Origin of the sequence: Allobosea sp. (assembly GCF_048595345.1) — a bacterium.
GTDB lineage: Bacteria > Pseudomonadota > Alphaproteobacteria > Rhizobiales > Beijerinckiaceae > Allobosea.
In genome coordinates this window covers 1-18,416 of the sequence record NZ_JBMDWH010000158.1, presented here as the reverse complement: position 1 = coordinate 18,416, position 18,416 = coordinate 1, and the positions used below count along the sequence as shown (strand labels likewise).

15 protein-coding genes and 1 pseudogene are annotated in these 18,416 nt (G+C 64.6%); 14 read left to right on the top strand and 2 right to left on the bottom strand.

Translation table 11 applies throughout. The features are described 5' to 3' along the window. The first annotated feature begins 11 nt into the window (after positions 1-11). From ACOJTB_RS14600 to ACOJTB_RS14560, 9 genes are all read left to right on the top strand, one after another. Positions 12-809: an enoyl-CoA hydratase/isomerase family protein gene (locus ACOJTB_RS14600; protein WP_420103252.1), complete on the top strand. Its 798-nt coding sequence runs from the start codon at positions 12-14 to the stop codon at positions 807-809. Positions 810-875: 66 nt separating this feature from the next. Then, positions 876-2,996 carry a 3-hydroxyacyl-CoA dehydrogenase NAD-binding domain-containing protein gene (locus ACOJTB_RS14595; RefSeq protein WP_420103251.1) on the top strand — a complete coding sequence of 707 codons (2,121 nt, stop codon included), beginning with the start codon at positions 876-878 and terminating at the stop codon, positions 2,994-2,996. Further along, positions 2,993-4,177: an acetyl-CoA C-acyltransferase gene (locus ACOJTB_RS14590; protein WP_420103250.1), complete on the top strand. Its 1,185-nt coding sequence runs from the start codon at positions 2,993-2,995 to the stop codon at positions 4,175-4,177. The genes ACOJTB_RS14595 and ACOJTB_RS14590 overlap by 4 nt, the downstream gene beginning before the upstream one ends. A gap of 3 nt (positions 4,178-4,180) precedes the next feature. Then, positions 4,181-5,380: an acyl-CoA dehydrogenase family protein gene (locus ACOJTB_RS14585; RefSeq protein ID WP_420103249.1), complete on the top strand. Its 1,200-nt coding sequence runs from the start codon at positions 4,181-4,183 to the stop codon at positions 5,378-5,380. 39 nt (positions 5,381-5,419) lie between these two features. Further along, positions 5,420-6,559, top strand: a complete 1,140-nt coding sequence (locus ACOJTB_RS14580) for an acyl-CoA dehydrogenase family protein (RefSeq protein WP_420103248.1) — start codon at positions 5,420-5,422, stop codon at positions 6,557-6,559. Between the two features lie 489 nt (positions 6,560-7,048). Then, positions 7,049-8,083, top strand: a complete 1,035-nt coding sequence (locus ACOJTB_RS14575) for an extracellular solute-binding protein (protein WP_420103247.1) — start codon at positions 7,049-7,051, stop codon at positions 8,081-8,083. Between the two features lie 69 nt (positions 8,084-8,152). Further along, the gene (locus ACOJTB_RS14570; protein ID WP_420103246.1) at positions 8,153-9,331 is read left to right on the top strand and encodes an ABC transporter ATP-binding protein; all 1,179 of its coding nucleotides are present in this window, start codon (positions 8,153-8,155) and stop codon (positions 9,329-9,331) included. Beyond that, a complete protein-coding gene (locus ACOJTB_RS14565) occupies positions 9,328-10,173 on the top strand; it encodes an ABC transporter permease (protein WP_420103245.1) in 846 nt (281 codons plus the stop codon). The genes ACOJTB_RS14570 and ACOJTB_RS14565 overlap by 4 nt, the downstream gene beginning before the upstream one ends. Beyond that, positions 10,170-10,967 carry an ABC transporter permease gene (locus ACOJTB_RS14560; RefSeq protein WP_420103244.1) on the top strand — a complete coding sequence of 266 codons (798 nt, stop codon included), beginning with the start codon at positions 10,170-10,172 and terminating at the stop codon, positions 10,965-10,967. The genes ACOJTB_RS14565 and ACOJTB_RS14560 overlap by 4 nt, the downstream gene beginning before the upstream one ends. On the opposite strand, the gene ACOJTB_RS14555 is transcribed toward ACOJTB_RS14560, so the two are convergent. After that, positions 10,875-11,927: a LysR substrate-binding domain-containing protein gene (locus ACOJTB_RS14555; RefSeq protein ID WP_420103243.1), complete on the bottom strand. Its 1,053-nt coding sequence runs from the start codon at positions 11,925-11,927 to the stop codon at positions 10,875-10,877. The genes ACOJTB_RS14560 and ACOJTB_RS14555 overlap by 93 nt on opposite strands. 241 nt (positions 11,928-12,168) lie before the next feature. Between ACOJTB_RS14555 and ACOJTB_RS14550 the strand changes: the two genes are divergently transcribed. The 3 genes from ACOJTB_RS14550 to ACOJTB_RS14540 are packed head-to-tail and all read left to right on the top strand — an operon-like array spanning position 12,169 to position 16,162. Next, a complete protein-coding gene (locus ACOJTB_RS14550) occupies positions 12,169-13,875 on the top strand; it encodes a class I adenylate-forming enzyme family protein (RefSeq protein WP_420103242.1) in 1,707 nt (568 codons plus the stop codon). Next, positions 13,872-15,320 carry an amidase gene (locus ACOJTB_RS14545; RefSeq protein ID WP_420103241.1) on the top strand — a complete coding sequence of 483 codons (1,449 nt, stop codon included), beginning with the start codon at positions 13,872-13,874 and terminating at the stop codon, positions 15,318-15,320. Before ACOJTB_RS14550 ends, ACOJTB_RS14545 begins: the two co-directional genes overlap by 4 nt. Then, the gene (locus ACOJTB_RS14540; RefSeq protein WP_420103240.1) at positions 15,317-16,162 is read left to right on the top strand and encodes an amidohydrolase family protein; all 846 of its coding nucleotides are present in this window, start codon (positions 15,317-15,319) and stop codon (positions 16,160-16,162) included. The genes ACOJTB_RS14545 and ACOJTB_RS14540 overlap by 4 nt, the downstream gene beginning before the upstream one ends. Before the next feature lie 120 nt (positions 16,163-16,282). Here ACOJTB_RS14540 and ACOJTB_RS14535 read toward each other — a convergent pair. After that, positions 16,283-16,537: pseudogene (locus ACOJTB_RS14535) on the bottom strand (acetyl-CoA C-acyltransferase); the annotation flags it as partial. Between the two features lie 564 nt (positions 16,538-17,101). Between ACOJTB_RS14535 and ACOJTB_RS14530 the strand changes: the two are divergent. Continuing rightward, positions 17,102-17,980: a LysR substrate-binding domain-containing protein gene (locus ACOJTB_RS14530; protein ID WP_420103239.1), complete on the top strand. Its 879-nt coding sequence runs from the start codon at positions 17,102-17,104 to the stop codon at positions 17,978-17,980. A gap of 127 nt (positions 17,981-18,107) precedes the next feature. Then, positions 18,108-18,416 (top strand): ATP-binding cassette domain-containing protein (locus ACOJTB_RS14525; protein WP_420103267.1); only part of this gene is annotated, 309 nt, incomplete at its 3' end.

The window sequence follows — 18,416 nt, the reverse complement described above, 5'->3', positions numbered from 1 at the left end:
GGAGAACCGCCTTGCCTCTTCGCTACGAGAAGGATGGCGACATCGCCGTCTTCACCATCGATAACGGGTCGGTGAACCCGACCAATCCCGTGATCCACAAGGAGCTCTTCCTCGCGCTGAAGGACTTTCTGGCCGACACCTCGATCCGCTGCGGTATCCTGACCGGCGCCGGCGAGCGTGGTTTCTGCGCCGGCGACGACATCAAGACCAGCTACAAGCGTGGCACCACTTCAAGGGACGAGCTCGCAGACCATCTTTGGCCGCATAATGGTGAAGGCGATACGCCGTACGACTTCTCCTGGTCGCGGGACGTTCTCGCTCTGGAGCGCTTCAAACCGATCATCGGAGCGGTCAATGGCTGGTGCCTGGGGCAGGGCATGATTTATCTGCTCTCGCTGACGGACATTCGGATTGCCTCGACCAACGCAAGGTTCGGCTTTCCCGAGGTGGCGTATGGAATGGGTGGGGCGGGCGGCACGTCGCGACTGGGCCTGCAACTGCCGCACACGGTCGCGATGTGGATGCTGCTGACCGGAGAAGCAATGGAAGCGGACGAGGCGTTATCGCATCGTCTCGTCAACAAGGTCGTCTCGCCGGACGTGTTGATGAAGACTGCGCGCGAAGTCGCGGCCAAAATCGCCCGTCATCCTCCCGAGGCAGTCCGAGTGGAGATGGAGGCCTATTACCGCGGGCGTGAGCTGTCGCGGGCAGACGCGCTTGCGTTCACCAAGCACCTCTATCGGGTTCAGCGCATGGGCCTGCGTGAGGAGCCGGTCCAGCCGGATCGCTTCCTCTACCGCCAGGGCTAAAGCCGCTCGCGCTGATGGCCGGGGCCAAGCCGCCGAGAGCGCGCCGCAATGCTATGCAGGAATTGGATGAAGACGACCCTCTATGAGATGAGTGGCGATGTTGCGATCGTCACCATTGACAATCCGCCGGTGAACGCGTTGTCCGCCAGTGTTCGCGCGATGCTTTCTCAGGCGATCGCAAGGGCCAATGATGATCCGGCCATCGCAGCGATCGTCATCGCCGCTACTGGGAAGGCCTTCATCGCCGGAGCCGACATCAGCGAGTTCGGCAAGCCCCCCATCTCGCCTGCGCTGCCGGACGTGGTGGATGCCATTGAAGCGTCGTCTAAGCCGGTCGTCGCAGCGATCCAGGCCGTTGCACTCGGCGGCGGTCTCGAAGTCGCGCTCGCCTGCCATGGCCGTATAGCTCATCCGGCCGCGAAGCTCGGCCTGCCTGAGACCAAGCTCGGCCTCATCCCTGGGGCAGGGGGCACCCAGCGCCTGCCGAGGTTGATCGGAGCGGCCAAGGCCTTTGGGTTGATGCTGTCCGGTGATCCGGTCGACGCGCAACAGGCCCACGCTTGGGGACTTGTGGATGCGATCGCAAGCGACGACCTGTTGCTGGCGGCCAAGGACCTCGCGCGCAGACTCGCGGCCGCGACACCATGGCCGATCACGAGCACCAGAGCTGGGCTGCTGACCGCTGCGGACAAGGCTGCCTTTGAAAAAAGTGCGGAGGATGTGCTTCGCAAATCAGGAGCCATGCCGAATGTGGCCGCACTTGTCGAAGCGGTCCGCAACGTTTTCCTCCTGCCTTTCGTCGAAGGCGCTGCGGCCGAACGTAGGCTCTTCATCTCGCTGCTGGCTGACGAGCGCTCGCAGGCCCTGCGTCATGTCTTCTTCGCCGAGCGCGAAGCGGCCAAGGTTCCTGGCATCGCGCCGAAGGCAAGGCCCCGGCCCGTTGCGAGTGCCGCGGTGATTGGCGCCGGCACGATGGGCGGCGGCATCGCCATGTGCTTTGCCAATGCGGGAATCCCAGTCACGCTGATCGAGACCGCTCAGGCGCCGCTGGACAACGGCATGAAGCGCATCGCCGCGATCTATGACATGTCGGTCCAGCGCGGCTCGCTGAGCGCAGCAACACGCGACGCTCGGCTTGCATTGATCAGTCCGACCGTCGGGCTTGCTGCCGCAGCGGCTGCCGATCTGGTCGTCGAGGCCGCCTTCGAGGAGATGGGCGTCAAGCTGGAGATCTTCGAGGCGCTCGATCGCGTGGCGAAGCCGGGTGCTGTCCTCGCCAGCAACACTTCCTATCTCGACATTCCGACCATCGCAGCCGCCACCTCGCGGCCGCAGGACGTCGTCGGGATGCATTTCTTCAGCCCAGCGAATGTCATGAAGCTCCTGGAGATCATCCGGCCGCAAGGGGCGGCGGACGACGCTATCGCGACCGCCATGGTGCTTGGCCGCAGGCTCGGCAAGGTGCCAGTGGTGGTCGGAAACGGCTTCGGGTTCGTCGGCAATCGCATGCTGGAGCAGCGCACGCGCGCGGCCGAGCGGCTGCTGATCGCGGGCGCGCTCCCCCACGAGGTCGACAAGGCGCTCGTGGATTTCGGCTTCAAGATGGGCCCATTCGCCATGGCTGATCTCGCCGGCAACGATATCGGCTGGCGGTCGCGCAAGGCGCGGGGTCTCAAGGCAGCCGTCGCCGATGCCATCTGCGAGGCAGGGTGGTTCGGCCAGAAGGCCGGGCGCGGTTATTATCGCTATCCCGAGGGAGCCCGGACCGGACAACGTTGCCTGGAGGTCGAGGCGTTGATAGGCCGGATATCCGTCCAGCAGGGCGTGTCACGGCGTGCCCTCAGCCAGGCAGAGATCCTGTCGCGCCTGCTCGCCCCCATGGTGAACGAAGCCGCCCGCATTCTCGAAGAGGGCATCGCGGCCAGGCCGGGCGATATCGATGTCGTCTGGATCCACGGCTACAACTGGCCGGCTTGGCGCGGCGGACCGATGTTCTGGGCCGATCGCATCGGGTTGGACGTCATCGCGAAGCGATTGGAAGACCAGGCGGCGGAGGCCGGCGATAAGGCGCTTGAGCCGGCTCCCCTGCTCAAGCGTCTTGCTGCCGAGGGTAGGGGTTTTGCCAACCTGTCGGCTGGGGCCGAGCTGGGGGCCGCACCCAAGAACGCTCGGGAGAGCATGCCATGACCGAGGCCGTCATCGTTTCCACCGCACGCACGCCGATCGGCAAGGCTCATCGAGGCGCTTTCAATCAGATGCGGGGTGCTGACATGGCCGCGCATGCGATCCGGCACGCTCTCGAACGCGCGAGACTTGAGCCTGAGACGGTCGAAGAGGTGGTGATCGGCTGTGGTTATCCGGAAGCCGCGACCGGCGGCAATGTCGCGCGCCATGCAGCTCTTGTGGCAGGCCTGACAGTGCAGTCGGCCGGCGTCACCGTTAGCCGCTTCTGCGCATCCGGGCTGGAGGCCATTGCCCATGCCGCACGGCGGGTGGTGATGGATGGCGTGCCGGTTGCGGTCGGTGGTGGGGTCGAATCGATCTCGCTGGTGCAGCCGGTCGTGCGGCGTGATCTCACCGAAAACGCTTGGCTCAAGGCCAACAAGCCGGCGCTCTACACGAGCATGATCGAGACGGCCGACATCGTCGCTGAGCGCTATGGCATCTCGCGGGAGGCCCAGGATGTGTTTTCGCTGGAAAGTCAGCGCCGGACGGCCCGCGCCCAGCAGGACCACCTCTTCGACGAGGAGATCGTCCCGATGAGCGCGGTGATGGCGGTAACGGACAAGGCGACGGGAGAGGTTCGGCAGCAGCAGGTGATGCTGACGCAGGACGAGGGCAATAGGCCAGAGACCACGCTTGAAGGGCTGCTGCGGCTCAAACCCGTAAGGGGTGAGGACATGTTCATCACCGCCGGTAACGCCAGCCAGCTATCGGATGGCGCGTCGGCCAGTGTCGTGATGTCGGGGGACGAAGCAAGGCGGCGCGGACTCACGCCTCTGGGCATCTTCCGCGGTTTCGCCTCGGCGGGTTGCGAGCCGGACGAGATGGGGGTTGGCCCGGTCTACGCCGTGCCGCGCCTGCTCGAGCGTAACGGGCTGACGGTGGATGATATCGACCTGTGGGAGTTGAACGAAGCCTTCGCCTCCCAGTCCGTCTATTGCCGCGATCGACTGGGCATCGATCCCGACAAGGTCAACGTCAATGGCGGTGCGATTGCGATCGGGCATCCCTTCGGAATGAGCGGGGCAAGGCTTGTTGGCCACGCTTTGCTGGAAGGGCTTCGGCGCAAGGCGCGATATGCCGTGGTGACGATGTGCGTTGCCGGCGGAATGGGTTGTGCCGGCCTGTTCGAGATTAATAGCTGAACCATGGACCTTCGTTTCACCCCCGAGGAGGTCTCCTTCCGCAGCGAGCTTCGCAGCTTCTTCCGCACGCAGGTACCTGCCGGGATCCGAGCCAAGGTTTCGGAGGGTCGCGCGCTGACGCGTGAGGACTATGTCATCTCGCAGCGTATCCTCAATGCGAACGGCTATGCTGTGCCGCACTGGCCGAAAGAGTGGGGCGGTAAAGACTGGACGCCGATCCAACGCTATATCTTCACCGAGGAGATGCTACTCGCCGCCGTGCCGCTGCCGCTGCAGTTCAACTGCTACATGGTCGGGCCGGTGATCGCAGCCTTCGGCTCGCAGGCGCAGAAGGAGAAGCACCTCGCACGCATTGCCAATCTCGACGAGTGGTGGTGCCAGGGTTTCTCGGAGCCTGGCGCGGGCTCGGACCTCGCCGCGCTCACGACTAAAGCGGTGCGCCGGGGCGACCGCTACATCGTCAACGGCCAGAAGACCTGGACCACTCTCGGGCAATATGCCGACTGGATCTTCTGTCTGGTGCGAACGGACCCGGCCGCCAAGAAACAGGCCGGCATCTCCTTCATCCTGATCGACATGAAGACGCCCGGCATCACGATGCGCCCCATCATCACCCTGGACGGGCGTCACGAGGTCAACGAGATCTTCTTCGACGATGTCGAGGTGCCGGCCGAGAATCTCGTGGGTGAGGAGAACAAGGGCTGGGACTATGCCAAGTTTCTGCTTGCCAACGAGCGGACGGGCATCGCTCGCATCGGCCTGTCGAAGGAGCGCCTCGTCCGTATCAAGCGCCTCGCCAGGAATATGCCGGCTGGCGGGGCCACGCTGTGGGACGACGCCGATTTTCGACAGCGGGTCGCCAGCGTCGAGATCGAGCTCAAGGCGCTCGAGATCACGCAGATGCGCGTCGTCGCAGCACAGGCACGGTCAGCTGACAATCGGCCTGATCCGGCGTCATCGATCCTGAAAATCAAGGGCTCTCAACTTCAACAGGCGACGACCGAATTGCTGCTGGAGGTTGCCGGCCCCTTTGCGCTTCCCGCGCCGGATCATGTGCCTGATCCCTTGAGCGATTGGACCTTCGATCACGCTTGGGCCGATGCTGCGGCTGAAAGCTATTTCAACAATCGCAAGGTTTCGATCTACGGCGGCTCCAACGAAATCCAGAAGAACATCATCGCCAAGGCGGTGCTCGGTTTCTGAGCGGCTTCCACTTCACAAGACCTTGCCGGATATCGCCCCATGGATTTCGACCTTTCGCCCGAGCAGGCTCAGCTGAAAGATGGCATCGATCGGCTTATCGCCTCGACCTATGGCTCCCTCGAACAGCGCAAAGCCTATGCCTCCGAGCCACGAGGGTTTTCGGAGAAGGTCTGGTCTCAGTTCGTCGAGATGGGGCTGACAGGCATCGGCTTCAGCGAGGAGGAGGGCGGTTTCGGTGGCGGGCCGCTCGAGACGATGATTGTCATGGAGGCACTGGGACGAGGATTGGCTCTCGAGCCCTATTTCGCCAGCGTCGTCCTCGGCGGCGGTGCAGTAAGGCTAGGTGGTTCCGACGCGCTGAAACGCCGCGTTATTCCGGGTGTTGTGGAGGGCTCGACCCAGCTCGCTCTCGCTATCACGGAGAAGCAATCGCGCTACGATCTTTTCGACGTCGCGACCGTGGCTCGTCCCCAAGACGGCGGCTTTGTGCTGGACGGCGTGAAAGCGGTGGTCCTTCACGGGGATAGTGCAAGCCATCTTGTTATAAGCGCTCGGACCGCTGGAGGGCGGCGGCAGCGCGACGGCATCGGGCTTTTCCTCGTTCCGGCCGATGCTCCGGGTATCGCTATCCACGGCTGCCGGACTCACGACGGAAGGCGAGCTGCCGATATCTCGCTCTCGCAGGTGCGGGTTAGTGCTGACGGGGTCTTTGGCGAACCGCATCATGCGCTGCAGGCGCTGGAACGGGTTGCCGAGTTCGCCATTGCGGCTCTCGCCGCCGAGGCAGTCGGCGTCATGGCGGCTCTTCATCAATTGACCGTGGACTATCTGAAAACCCGCCAGCAATTCGGGGGGCCGATCGCGCAGTTCCAGGTGTTGCAGCATCGCGCCGTCGACATGTTCATCGCTCTGGAGCAGGCTCGTTCAATGGCCTTTTATGCGGCGATGATGGTGGATCACCCTCATGCGGCAGAGCGAGCGGCCGCATTATCGTCCGTTAAGGTGCAGATCAACCGCTCATGCAGGTTGGTAGGCCAAGAGGCGGTGCAACTTCACGGCGGCATCGGGATGACGATGGAATACGTTGGCGCGCACTATTTCAAGCGCCTCACAATGATTGAGAGCGCGTTCGGGGATACTAGCTACCAACTCAGGCAGTTAGGCGACTTGGACCTTTAAACCCCTGAGCCTGTCCGCAGGCTTGGTCGATTGAACGCAGATTACCGGGTGCTGCCCCCGCCTCCCGGGCGGCGACTGAAACAGCCGCGGCGTTCCTGAAGCCCCGTTCAGAACCCCAAGCGCTTGGAAGCTGGCATCTCCTGTTCCTGAACGCGAGGCACGAGCAGGGAACTGGGTGGTCGGTTAATCCCGCTGCTTGATAGACATTTGCCAGTGGCGGTGCAGTCGCATGATGCCGAAACTTGGCATCCACCAGACCGGTATGGAGCCATCCGTCATCGAGGAAAAGGGCAAAATCGGTGACGGCGCACGAGAGGCTTGTGCAGAAGCTTGGCCTCACCGATGTGCATCTTCTGGCAACCCGGTCAAACATAACTTCCTGGAATGAAGTTTGATGTGCTTTGAATTTGCAATGACGTGACGTGCAAGGGAGTCTTCGGCAGTCGAATACCGCGTAGAACGGACGACGATGCAGCCGGGAGAAGCAATATGATGATCAAACGCTGGGCCTTCGCCATGTCGATGCTGGCGGCGAGCGCCGGGCCTAGTGTGGCCGAGGTCATTCACGCGACCTGGGGCGGGGGCGGCGCGGCCGTGCTTCGCGAATATTTCCAGGTCCCGTTTACCCAGAAGACCGGCATCGCCGCTCGCATGGCCGAGGTGCCCAACACGGCCGGTGCGGTCCGGTCCCCCTCCGCCTCGCAGTACAATGTCGTCGAGGTCACCTATTTTGAGGCAATAGGCCTCGCCAAGTCGAATCTGCTAGCGGCCTTCGAGGACAAGGACATCCCGGCGATCGCAAACCTGCCAAAAGAGCTTGTCGTGAGAAACAAGGACGGAAAGATTGTCGGCCTTGCTACGCATTTCGGCTATTACGGTATCGCCTTCAACAACACGCTGGCAAAGGCGTCCGACTTCAAATCCTGGAACGACCTGACTGACGCCCGCTGGAAGGGCAAATTGGCTGTGACACGGCCGGTCTACGCGACATCCTACGACCTCACCATCCTTGCCCGTGCCAATGGCGGCAGCGCCGCCAATATCGAGCCCGGCATCGACCCTCTGAAGGCCATTTTCGCCAATTCACTGACGACCTATACCTCGCTCGCCCATATGAACACGCTGCTGACGCGAGGCGAGGTCACGGCCGCGCCGTTCTACTCGACACGCGTCTGGAGCCTGCGCCGCGACGGGCAAAAGACCGTCGAACTGGCGATCCCCAAGGAGGGCGCGCTGATGCTGCCCTATGTCGTCGTGGTGCCCAAGGGCTCCGCCGAACGGGCGCAGACCATCACCTATCTGAATGAGCTCCTGGACGCCGCGGCGCAGACCCGGATCTCAGGCCAGAACGGCTCGATCCCGACCAACAACAACGCCGTGCTGCCGCCCGAATATGAGCAGGATCTCGGCATGACCCGCGAGGCGCTGATGAAGAAGATGTATATTCCCGATTGGAATGTCATCGTCAGCGACTATGAGGATCGGCTCAACCGGGTCGAGCAGATCGCCGCCGGCAAGCGCTGATATCAGCCGCCTGAGCCGCAATCCGCCGAACGACTCCTTACCCACTCGCTTACCCGGCGGATTTGATCGATGTCCCCTGCCCATTCTGAAGCCCTCGCGCAGGCCGCGTCTTCCCGTACGGCACGCGGTTCCATCCAGGTAGCCGGGCTCTCTAAGGCCTATAGCGCGACGACGGTGCTCTCCAGCCTCGATCTCGCGGTCGAAGCCGGAACTTTTGTCACGCTGCTCGGCCCCTCCGGCTGCGGCAAGACCACCTTGCTGCGCCTGATCGCAGGCTTCATCCAGCCCAGCGCCGGCACGATCGCGATTGACGGCCGCGACATGGCGGGCCTGCCGCCGCAGCGCCGGCCGATCGGCATGGTCTTCCAGAACCTGGCCCTGTTCCCGCATTTCTCGGTCGAGGAGAACGTCGCCTACGGCCTGCGCCTGCGCAACGTGCCCGACGCAGAATTGCGCCGGAAGGTCGGGACCTTCCTCGGTCTCGTCGGGCTCGGCCATCTCGGCAGCCGCCGCATTTCGCAGCTCTCCGGCGGCCAGAAGCAGCGCGTGGCGCTGGCCCGTTCGCTGGTACTCGAACCCTCGATCCTGCTACTCGACGAACCGCTCTCGGCGCTCGACCTGCAGCTCCGCAAGCAGTTGCAGGTCGCCCTCAAGGAAATCCAGCGCGAGCTCGGCACCACCTTCGTCTTCGTCACCCACGACCAGGAAGAAGCGACCCTGATGTCGGACCGCATCGTGGTGATGAGCGCAGGCTTGATCCAGCAATACGACACGCCGCCCGCGATCTATTCGCAGCCCGCCAATCTCTTCGTCGCCAAGTTCGTCGGCGAGCTGAACGAGATCCCTGGCCGCATCGCAGCAGTGACCGCCGACACCATCGAGATCGACGGCCCGGGCGGCCGCCACGCCCTGCCGGTGAGCGGCACTCGCGGGTTCTCGCCTGCCGCCGGCGCAGCTTGCGTGATCGGCCTGCGCCCCGAACGGATCACGATCCTGCCGCCGGATGCCGATGCCGGTGGGCGCATCGCGCTCCCCGGTACCGTCGTCGAGCGCATCGCGTTGGGTCCGGTCCTGCGCTTCATCCTGCGCTGCGGCGAGCAGCGGCTGGTCGCCGTGCGCTTGGCCAGCGACGGCGCGGCCCTCCCGGAAGCCGGCTCGCCCTGCCGCATCGCCTTCGATCCTGCCGACGCGCAGATCTTCGAACCGCTGGCAGCACCGGCCGCCGCGAGCTTCGGAGAGAAGCCATGACGGAAACGCAGCCTGCCTCGCCGGCCAAGGCGCTGCTGCTCCTGCCGGTCCTCGTCTTGCTCGGCCTGTTCTTCGCCTCGGTCTTCCAGCTCTTCTCGAACGGCTTCGCCGATGCCGATGGCTGGTCGCTGCGCTATTTCCGCCAGATCCTCAACCGCAGCGACTATCAGGTCATCTTCGCGCGGACGATCCTGTCATCGCTGACGGTCGCTCTCCTCTCGGTCGCCTTGTCCTATCCGATCGCGCTCCTGCTCTGGCGGCTCGAACGCTGGCGCAACACGCTCCTGATCGTGGTTCTCGTGCCCTGGCTAGTCAGCCTGGTCGTGCGCACCTATGGCTGGCTCGTCCTGCTCGGCCCCAAGGGCGTCATCAACGGCATGCTGGCCTGGACCGGGATCATCGAGCAGCCCTTGGCGCTGATGTTCAACGATCTCGGCATCGTCATCGGCCTGACCCATGTGCTGATCCCCTTCGCGGTGATCTCGATCCTGTCCTCGCTATTGGCGATCGAGAGCAATCTGGAGGAGGCCTCCGGCGTGCTCGGCGCGAGCCGCTTCCAGACCTTCCGCGGGATCGTGCTGCCGCTGTCTCTGCCGGGCGCCTTCACGGCGCTGATCGTGATCTTCCTGGCAAGCATCGGCGCGATCGTCACTCCGATCGTGCTCGGCGGCATGTCGCACCAGTTCGTCGGATCGCAGATTTACCAGGAGGTCATGTACACCTTCAATCTGAACAAGGCCGCCGCGTGGTCGATCTGCCTGCTCGCCATCAGCTTCCTGTCGCTGCTCCTGCTGAAAGCCATCGAGCGCCGGCTGATCGGGACCATGGAGTCAGCGCGATGACGGCAAATCCCAAACTCTCGACCTGGGCCGGCATCCTACTGCTGATCTCGCTGCCGGCGCCGATCCTGATCATCATCGGCGCCTCCTTCAGCGACACCAGCTATATCCAGTTCCCGCCGGAAGGCCTGAGCCTGCGCTGGTATCGCGATGCGCTGTTCGATCCGCGCTGGCCGCGCGCCTTCGCGATCAGCGTGGGCATCGCGGCGGTGACGGCGGTGATCGTCACCATCGTCAACTTCATGGCCGCCTATTACACGCAGCGCCATGCGCCCAGGCTCGCGACTTGGCTGGAACTCGCGATCTTCTCGCCGCTGTTCTTCCCGCATGCCGCGATGGGCGTCGCCATGGTCGCACTCGTCGCCCAGTTCGGTTTGATCGGCACGGCGCCGGGCATCGTGCTTGCCCATCTCATCGTGACGCTGCCCTTCTCCTACCGGCCGATCCATATCGCCTTGCGCAGCCTCGACCCCGATCTGGTGCGCGCCGCCAATGTGATGGGCGCGAGCGAATGGCGCGCGCTCAGGGACATCGTCATCCCGATGTGCCGGTCCGGCATCCTGACCTCGCTGCTCTTCGCCGGGATCATCTCCTTCGACGAGGTCACGGTGACCATGTTCCTGATCGGGCCGAACATCTCGACCTTGCCGGTCCAGATCTTCTCCTTCGTCCAGGATTCGGCGACGCCTGTGTTGGCGGCGATCTCAACGATCAGCGTGGTGATCACCTTCCTCGCCGTGATCATCCTCGATCGCGTCGCCGGACTCACCTTCTTCGTCCGCCACGACGGCGCCTGAACCGGCACCGTCGCGCGTGCGCCGCTGCGGCAGGCGCACGGTCAGGCTGTCGGCTGCACGCGGATCGGTGCCATCAGCGAGCGCCGCGATCCGGCTCCTGAGTTCGGCCAAGAAGGCCTTGGTCAGGGGCGAAACCGGCCGGTTGCGCGAGACGATGGCGTTGAAGGTGAAGGCGATGGTCGGCTCGAAGCGTCGCGCCAACAGATCCGGCCAAAAACCCTGATGCACGGTCATCGGCTCGACGATCGCGATGCCGAAGCCACGCGAGACCAGCGCGTTGGCCTCGACCGAGGAGAACACCTCCGCACGCATCTTGCGCGAGATGCGCTGCTGCTCGAACACCGCATCGGTCAGGTGCCGCATCCGGCTGTTGCGGGTGAAGGAGATGAACTCTGCCCCTTCGAGATCGCGCGGCACGATCACCTCACGCGATGCCAGCGGATGGTCCCGCCGCATCACACAGACCGCATCGGCATGGAAGAGAGGCTCGGTCAGCAGGTCCGGGTGGTGGAAATGGCTGACCGAGAAGCCGATATCGACATTCTGCCCGAGCACGTCGCTGCCGACGACGCTGGAGACGTCCAGCGTCACGGAGATCGCCGGATTGGCCTCGGCGAAGGCGACGAGCGCATCCGCCACCAGGGTATGGCCGATCGAGGCCGCCGAGACGATCCTGAGCTCGCCTGAGCGCAGGTCGCGCAGATCCCTGGCGAAGCGCTCGACATCGCTGAGCGAGGCGAAGAGCCGGCGCACCTCCTTGTAGAGCAATTGCGCCTGATGCGTCGGGATCAGGCGCTTGCGCTTGCGCTCGAACAGGGTGAGCGCGAGGTCGATTTCGAGCCCCGCCAGGATCTTGCTCATCGCCGGCTGCGACAGCCGCATCCGCTCGGCCGCGGCCGTAACGCTGCCGGTCTCCATGAACTGAATGTAGGCTTCGAGCTGTCGATGGGTGATCCGCATGCAACGCTCCGCCGCTGGCTTCGAGTCGAATATAACCGACAGGCATGTTTTCTAGTCAAAAAGAAATTTGCGGCTCCCTGCCGGCGGCGGAATAGTGCGAGCCGGGCCAGACGGAAACTGGGAAACACGCCAGAGACCGGCAAAGCCTCGCAATCCCGCCACGCTCTCAATCGCAATCGACCAGCGCCGGAAAACATAACTTCCTGACCTGTTCCACGCGAACATGCCTTTCGAGATGCCAATGTCGCCTCAATCTGCCGAGACCGAAACGCCCGTCTGGGCTGATGCCTATGTGGCGCGCCTGGCCGCGCTTGATGTCGAGGCGCGACATCGCGAGATGGAGCGCTTCAGTTTCCCCCGCAATATCGGCACCCTGCTGCGCGAGGCGGCGGCCGAGGCGCCGGATGCGCTGGCCTGGAACTTCTTCGAAACCGGCGAGACGATCACCTATGCCGCGCTCGACAAGGCGGTCGACCGGATGGCGGTGGCGCTCGCCTCCTTCGGCGTGACGCGCGGCATGAAGGTCGGCGTGATGCTGCCCAACTGCCCGCAGATGCCGATCGTCTGGCTTGGTCTGGCGCGGATCGGCGCCGTGATGGTGCCGGTCAACCTGCGCTATACTGGCCGCGAGCTCGCCTATGTGCTCGGGGATGCCGGCGCCGAGGCGCTGGTCATCCATGACGAATGCGGCCCGCAATATCGCGAGGCGGTGGAGGTCGCCGAGGTCGGGAAGTTCCCGCGTGCCGACCGCGTGCTGCGCATGGCCGCCGAGGACGCGCAGGAGAGCCTGCTGCCGCCGGGCGCCGTGACGCTGGAGGCCCTCGTCGCCTCGGTGCCGGAAGGCGCGCGGCATGACGGGCCGGAGCCCGCCCATGACGACCTCATGAACATCCAGTACACCTCGGGCACGACCGGATTCCCCAAGGGCTGCATGCTGACGCATCGCTATTGGCTCGGCGCCGGTTTCGTGAACGGCTTCCGCGATGCCCGCCGCTTCCGCCGTGTGCTCGCCTCGACGCCGTTCTTCTACATGGATCCGCAATGGCTATTGCTGCTGTGCTTCTACCAGCGCGGCACGCTCTTCGTCGCGAAGCGCCAGAGCGCCAGCCGGTTCGCCGCCTGGCTGCGCGAGCACCGCATCCATTTCTGTCTGTTCCCTGAGATCGTCTTCAAGCAGCCGGAGACACCCGAGGACGGCAACACGGAGCTGATGCGCGCCAACATCTATGGCCACCGCAAGGAGGTGAACGCAGCGCTGCGCCAACGCTTCAACGCGCCGGCGATGGAGGCCTTTGGCATGACCGAAATCGGCCCCGGCCTCTACATGCCGCTCACCGCTCTGCACATGGTCGGTTCCGGCTCCTGTGGGATCCCCGCCCCCTTCCGGGAGGCGCGCATCGTCGACGAGGAGGGCAAGGACGTCCCCCGCGGCGAGATCGGCGAGCTGATCCTGAAGGGCCCTGGCATGATGCTCGGCTATTACAACCGGCCCGACGCCAATCGCGACAGCTTCTTCGGCGAGTGGTTCCGCACCGGCGATCTCTTCCGCCAGGATTTGGAGGGCTATTTCTATATCGTCGGCCGGCTCAAGGACATGGTGCGGCGGGCCGGCGAGAACATCGCGGCGCGCGAGGTCGAGACCGTCCTGCGCAACATGGTCGAGATCGAGGAGGTCGCGGTCGTCCCCGTACCGGACGACCTGCGCGGCGAGGAGGTCAAGGCCTATGTCCTGCCGGCCGCCGGCATCAATCGCAGCGACGAGCTGATTGGCCGGATCACCAGACATTGCGAAGTCAATCTCGCCGCCTTCAAGATCCCCCGCTACATCGCCTTCGTCGACGACATCCCGCGCACCGCCTCGCAGAAAGTCGCGAAGACGGCCTTGACGGCCGGCGTCGCCGACCTGCGTCTCGGCGCCTTCGACAGGGTGGAAGGAATCTGGCGATGAGCATGCCCCTTTGGAGCCGCAGCGCGACGGAACTCCTGCCCGAGCTGCGGTCCGGCGCGCTCAAGGCCGAGACGCTGATGCAGTCCGTGCTCGGCCAGGTCGAGACGCGCAACGCACCGGTCAACGCCTTCTCCTATGTCGCGACGGACAGCGCGCTCGATGCCGCCCGCGAGGCCGATCGCAAGCTCGCCGCAGGCGCTGAGCCCGGCCCGCTCCACGGCTTACCCGTCAGCGTCAAGGACTTGGTCGCCGTCGCTGGCATGCCGCTCGAATATGCCTCGCACGCCTTCGCCGGACAGGTCGCCGATGCGGATGCCGAGGCCGTTGCGCGCCTGCGCCGGGCCGGCGCGATCCCCTTCGCGAAATCGACCACTCCGGAATTCGGCCACAAGGTGCTAACCGATTCCCCGCGCCAGGGCATAAGCCGCAATCCCTGGAACACCGGCTATAGCTGCGGCGGCTCCAGCGGCGGCGCGGCGATCGCGGCGGCGATGGGCTTCGGCCCGCTTCACCTCACCTCGGACGGCGCCGGCTCCGGCCGCATCCCGGCCTCCTGCTGCGGCGTCGTCGGCCTGAAGCCGAGCTGGGGCGCTGTCCCGCACGAGACCACCACGGACCTGTTCGGCTCACTGACTTGCCTAGGCCAGATGGGCCGCACGGTCGCCGACGTGGCGCTGATGTTCAACGCGATGAAGGGCCCCGACCGGCGCGATCCGCTCTCCTTCGGCGGCTCGGCCGAGCTCGTCCGGCTTCCCGAGGATCCCGTCGCGGCCCTCAAGGGCCTGCGCTTGCGCTACGCGCCAAAGACGCTCAACCGCTGGGTCGCCCCGGCAGTCGAGGCCGCGGTCGGCGAGACCGTCGAGCGCCTGCTGGCAGCCGGCGCCGAGCGCGTAGCGATGCTGGACGATATCGTCTTCGACACACCCTCGGCACTCGTGCTGATGCGCGCCTACCAGCATGCTCGCTTCGGCTCGCTGCTGGAGGAATACGGCGCGCGCATGGACCGCACCGCCCGACTCGGCCTGACGATGCAGCCGGAAGCGCAGACCTATACGCGCCTCGCCCATGCCCAGCGCGCCCGCTCCGAGATCTACCGTCAGGTGGAGCGTCTCTTCGACGGCGCCGATGTCTTCATCACGCCCACCGTCGCGACGCCGGCGCTGCCCATCGGCCAGCAATCGGACGGCCCGCTCGTCGTCGACGGCATCGACCATGGCCCGCTACGCGATGCCTGGTATCCCTACACGATCCCCTACAATGCCAGCGGACATCCCGCGCTGTCCGTGCCCTGCGGCATGAGTCCGGACGGGCTGCCCATCGGCCTGCAGATCGTCGGCCGCTGGCATTCGGAAGCCCGGCTCCTGGCGGTCGCCGCGGCGGTCGAAGCCCTGAAACCATGGGCTGCGAGCTGGCCCGCCCTCTCCGGCAAGGAGCAGCATCCGTGATCATCGACTATGGTAGCCGCCCGCCGCTCCCGGCCTTCGGCCCGAAGGGCGCCGAGCATCTCAAGCGTTACCGGCAAGTCTATGCCGCCAGCGAAACGGCGGCCGAGCCGCAGCAGGACCTCGCTGGCTATCTCGCCGAATACGACAAGGCCGGCGTCACTAATGTTTGCGTTAAGGCGCGCGACCTCGAGACGACCTATGGCTGGCGAATCCGCAACGAGGATGTCGCCGACTTCTGCCGCGAGCAGGGGCCGCGCTTCATCGGCTTCGCCGGCGTGGATCCCAACAAGGGCATGACAGCCATCCGCGAGCTCGACCATGCCGTCCGGGTGCTTGGATTGCGTGGCCTCAACCTGCAGTGCTTTGAGCACCACCTCGCGATCAACGACCGGCGGATGTATCCGCTCTATGCCAAATGCATCGAGCTCGACATTCCCGTGAACATCCACTGCTCGATCAATTTCGCGAACGCGACCTTGATGCGCTACGGCCATCCATCCCTGCTCGACGAGGTGATGGTCGACTTCCCGGAACTGCGGGTGTGTGCCTCGCCACCGGGTTTCCCCTGGGTGCATGAGCTGATCGGCGTCGCTTGGCGCCATCCTAATGTCAGCATCGGCCTCGTCGCGGTGAGACCGAAATATCTGCAAGTCGGGGGCTCGGGTTATGAACCGCTCCTGCAATATGGGAGGACCGTTCTCAAGGACCGGATCATCTTCGGCAGCGCCTATCCACTCGGCCCGATTGCTCGAACTATCGCCGAAATTAGGGCACTCTCCTTGGGAGAGGAGGTTGAGAACCTCTGGCTTCACAACAACGCCAAGCGATTCCTGCGACTGTAACCCAGGCTGCCCTTAGCCAGAGGTAATTTGCCGGCAGGCGGGCAGGTTTCGCGAGATTGGCCCGGATGGCGAGCGGATCGTCGTCCGACACCCGCCGGCGCTTTGCATCAGCCTGCCGCATCAGAGCGTTTCAACGGCGAGTGCGATGCCCTGACCGCCGCCGATGCACATTGTCACGAGGCCGTAGCGGCCGCCCGTGCGGTGCAGGTAATGCACTGCTTTGACCGTCAGGATCGTCCCGGTGGCTCCGACCTGGTGACCGAGAGCGATCGCGCCGCCATCGGGGTTGGTCTTCGCTGGATCGAGATCGAGCTCTCGCGCAACGGCCAAGGCCTGGGCAGCGAAGGCTTCATTGGACTCGACGACATCGAAGTCTTGGCCACCTTCGTGAAGAATGCCGGACAGGCGGATTTCCGGGAGGGTATTGCCGCCTTTTTCGAGAAAAGGCCGGCGAGGTTTCCAGGATGAGCAAGCCGTGGCAATCGGGAGGGCGCCAGGGTGGTGAAAGGTCGGAGGTCTTGCGAGGCCGGGCATGTGCCCGTTACACTATCCGCGCTTTAGGGACCCGTTCTGACGTCGAAATTTGTAATGCGACGTTGAAGTCAATGAGGAATTTCCGGCCTGTCACGCCGGAGGTCGCGGGTTCGAGCCCCGTCGCCCGCGCCATTTATTTCAAGGGCTTGGCCCGTTCGACCGGACGGTCGTACCAGTTTTCCCATCGTGCTCGTGACGGTTTTCGGAGTGTCTTGTTCGCTTCGAGCTGCGCTCGCCCGTCGGATCGCCATCCGAGAGCCGCGCCGTCCCCGCTCGACCTTGGAGCATCCCGACCGCGTCGGTTCGGAGGTGCGATGGTCTGGCCTTGCGCCATCCCATCCTTCAGAATGCTCGCCCTTTCTGCGGCATGGGTGTCTGAGATCGGGCAGGCTGGGGAGGCCGCGAGTGAACAGCCGCCAGATCGAAGTGTTCGCGGCTGTCATGAAGGCAGGGACGGTCTCTCGCGCTGCGGACATCCTCGGGGTGACGCAACCCGGCGTGAGCCGGCTGATCGCGGAGCTCGAGCGGTCTCTCGGTTTCGCGTTGTTCGACCGCGTGCGCAATCGCATCGTGCCGACTCCGGAGGGCCGGACCTTCTTTGCCGAGGTCGAGGCCAATTTCCGCGGGATGGATCGCCTGCGCGCCAGCGCGGCGCGGATTCGCGACTATGGCGCGGGGCAGCTGCGCGTGGCCACGCTGTCCGCGCTCAGTTCCTCGATCGTCCCGAATGCCGTGTTGCGCTTTCGCCATCTGCGGCCGGACGCGACCGTCACGCTGATGGTGCTGCCGTCGCGCGATGTCCGCGATGGCGTGGCATCCGGCATCTACGACATCGGTCTGGCTGCCGACGAGATCGATGTGACCGGCGTGGTCCATCAGGTCTTCGTCCAGCCGCGCGCGCTCTGCGCCATGCCCCTCGGCCATCCGCTGGCAGCGCGCGAGACGATCGGCCCGCATGACCTCTCCGGTGTCGATTTCGTCGCCTATGTGCCGGAAGACCGTGCCCGGCAGCGCTTCGATATGATCCTGTCAGAGGCCGGCGCGGCCCCGCCGCGCGTCGTGGTCGAGACGATCTACGCGGCAACCGTCTGCGCGCTGGTGGCACAAGGTGTCGGCGTCGGGCTGATCAGCCCCTATGCCATCGCCGGGCACGATCAGACGCAGCTCGTGCTGCGGCCTTTCGAGCCTGCCGTGCAGAGCCGTAGTTTCCTCATCCTGCCACCGGACAAGCCGAAAACGCAGCTCGTACGCGATTTCATCGACTGCCTCATGGAAGCGCGCTGATTGCCATAACAATCCGGCATCGAGTTATGCCTCAGATCGAATTGCTCCCCGAAGCCTGACGCCTATCCTTTCTCGAAACGCGCCAGAGACGCGCTGTCGAGGGATATCGATGACGTTTGCTGCGAGGCTGGCCGAGAGGCCGCCAACCGTCGACATCCGCCCCGCCGCGCTGAAGCCGACCTCGCTCAAGACGGCGACCGCCGTGGAGATGGTGGGCGTCAACAAGTGGTATGGCGAGTTTCACGTCCTGCGCGACATCAACCTCAAGGTCAGCCGCGGCGAGAAGCTGGTGATCTGCGGGCCTTCGGGCTCGGGCAAGTCGACCATGATCCGCTGCATCAACCGGCTGGAGGAGCACCAGAAGGGCCAGATCATTGTCGACGGCACGGAACTCACCAATGACCTCAAGAAGATCGACGAGATCCGCCGCGACGTC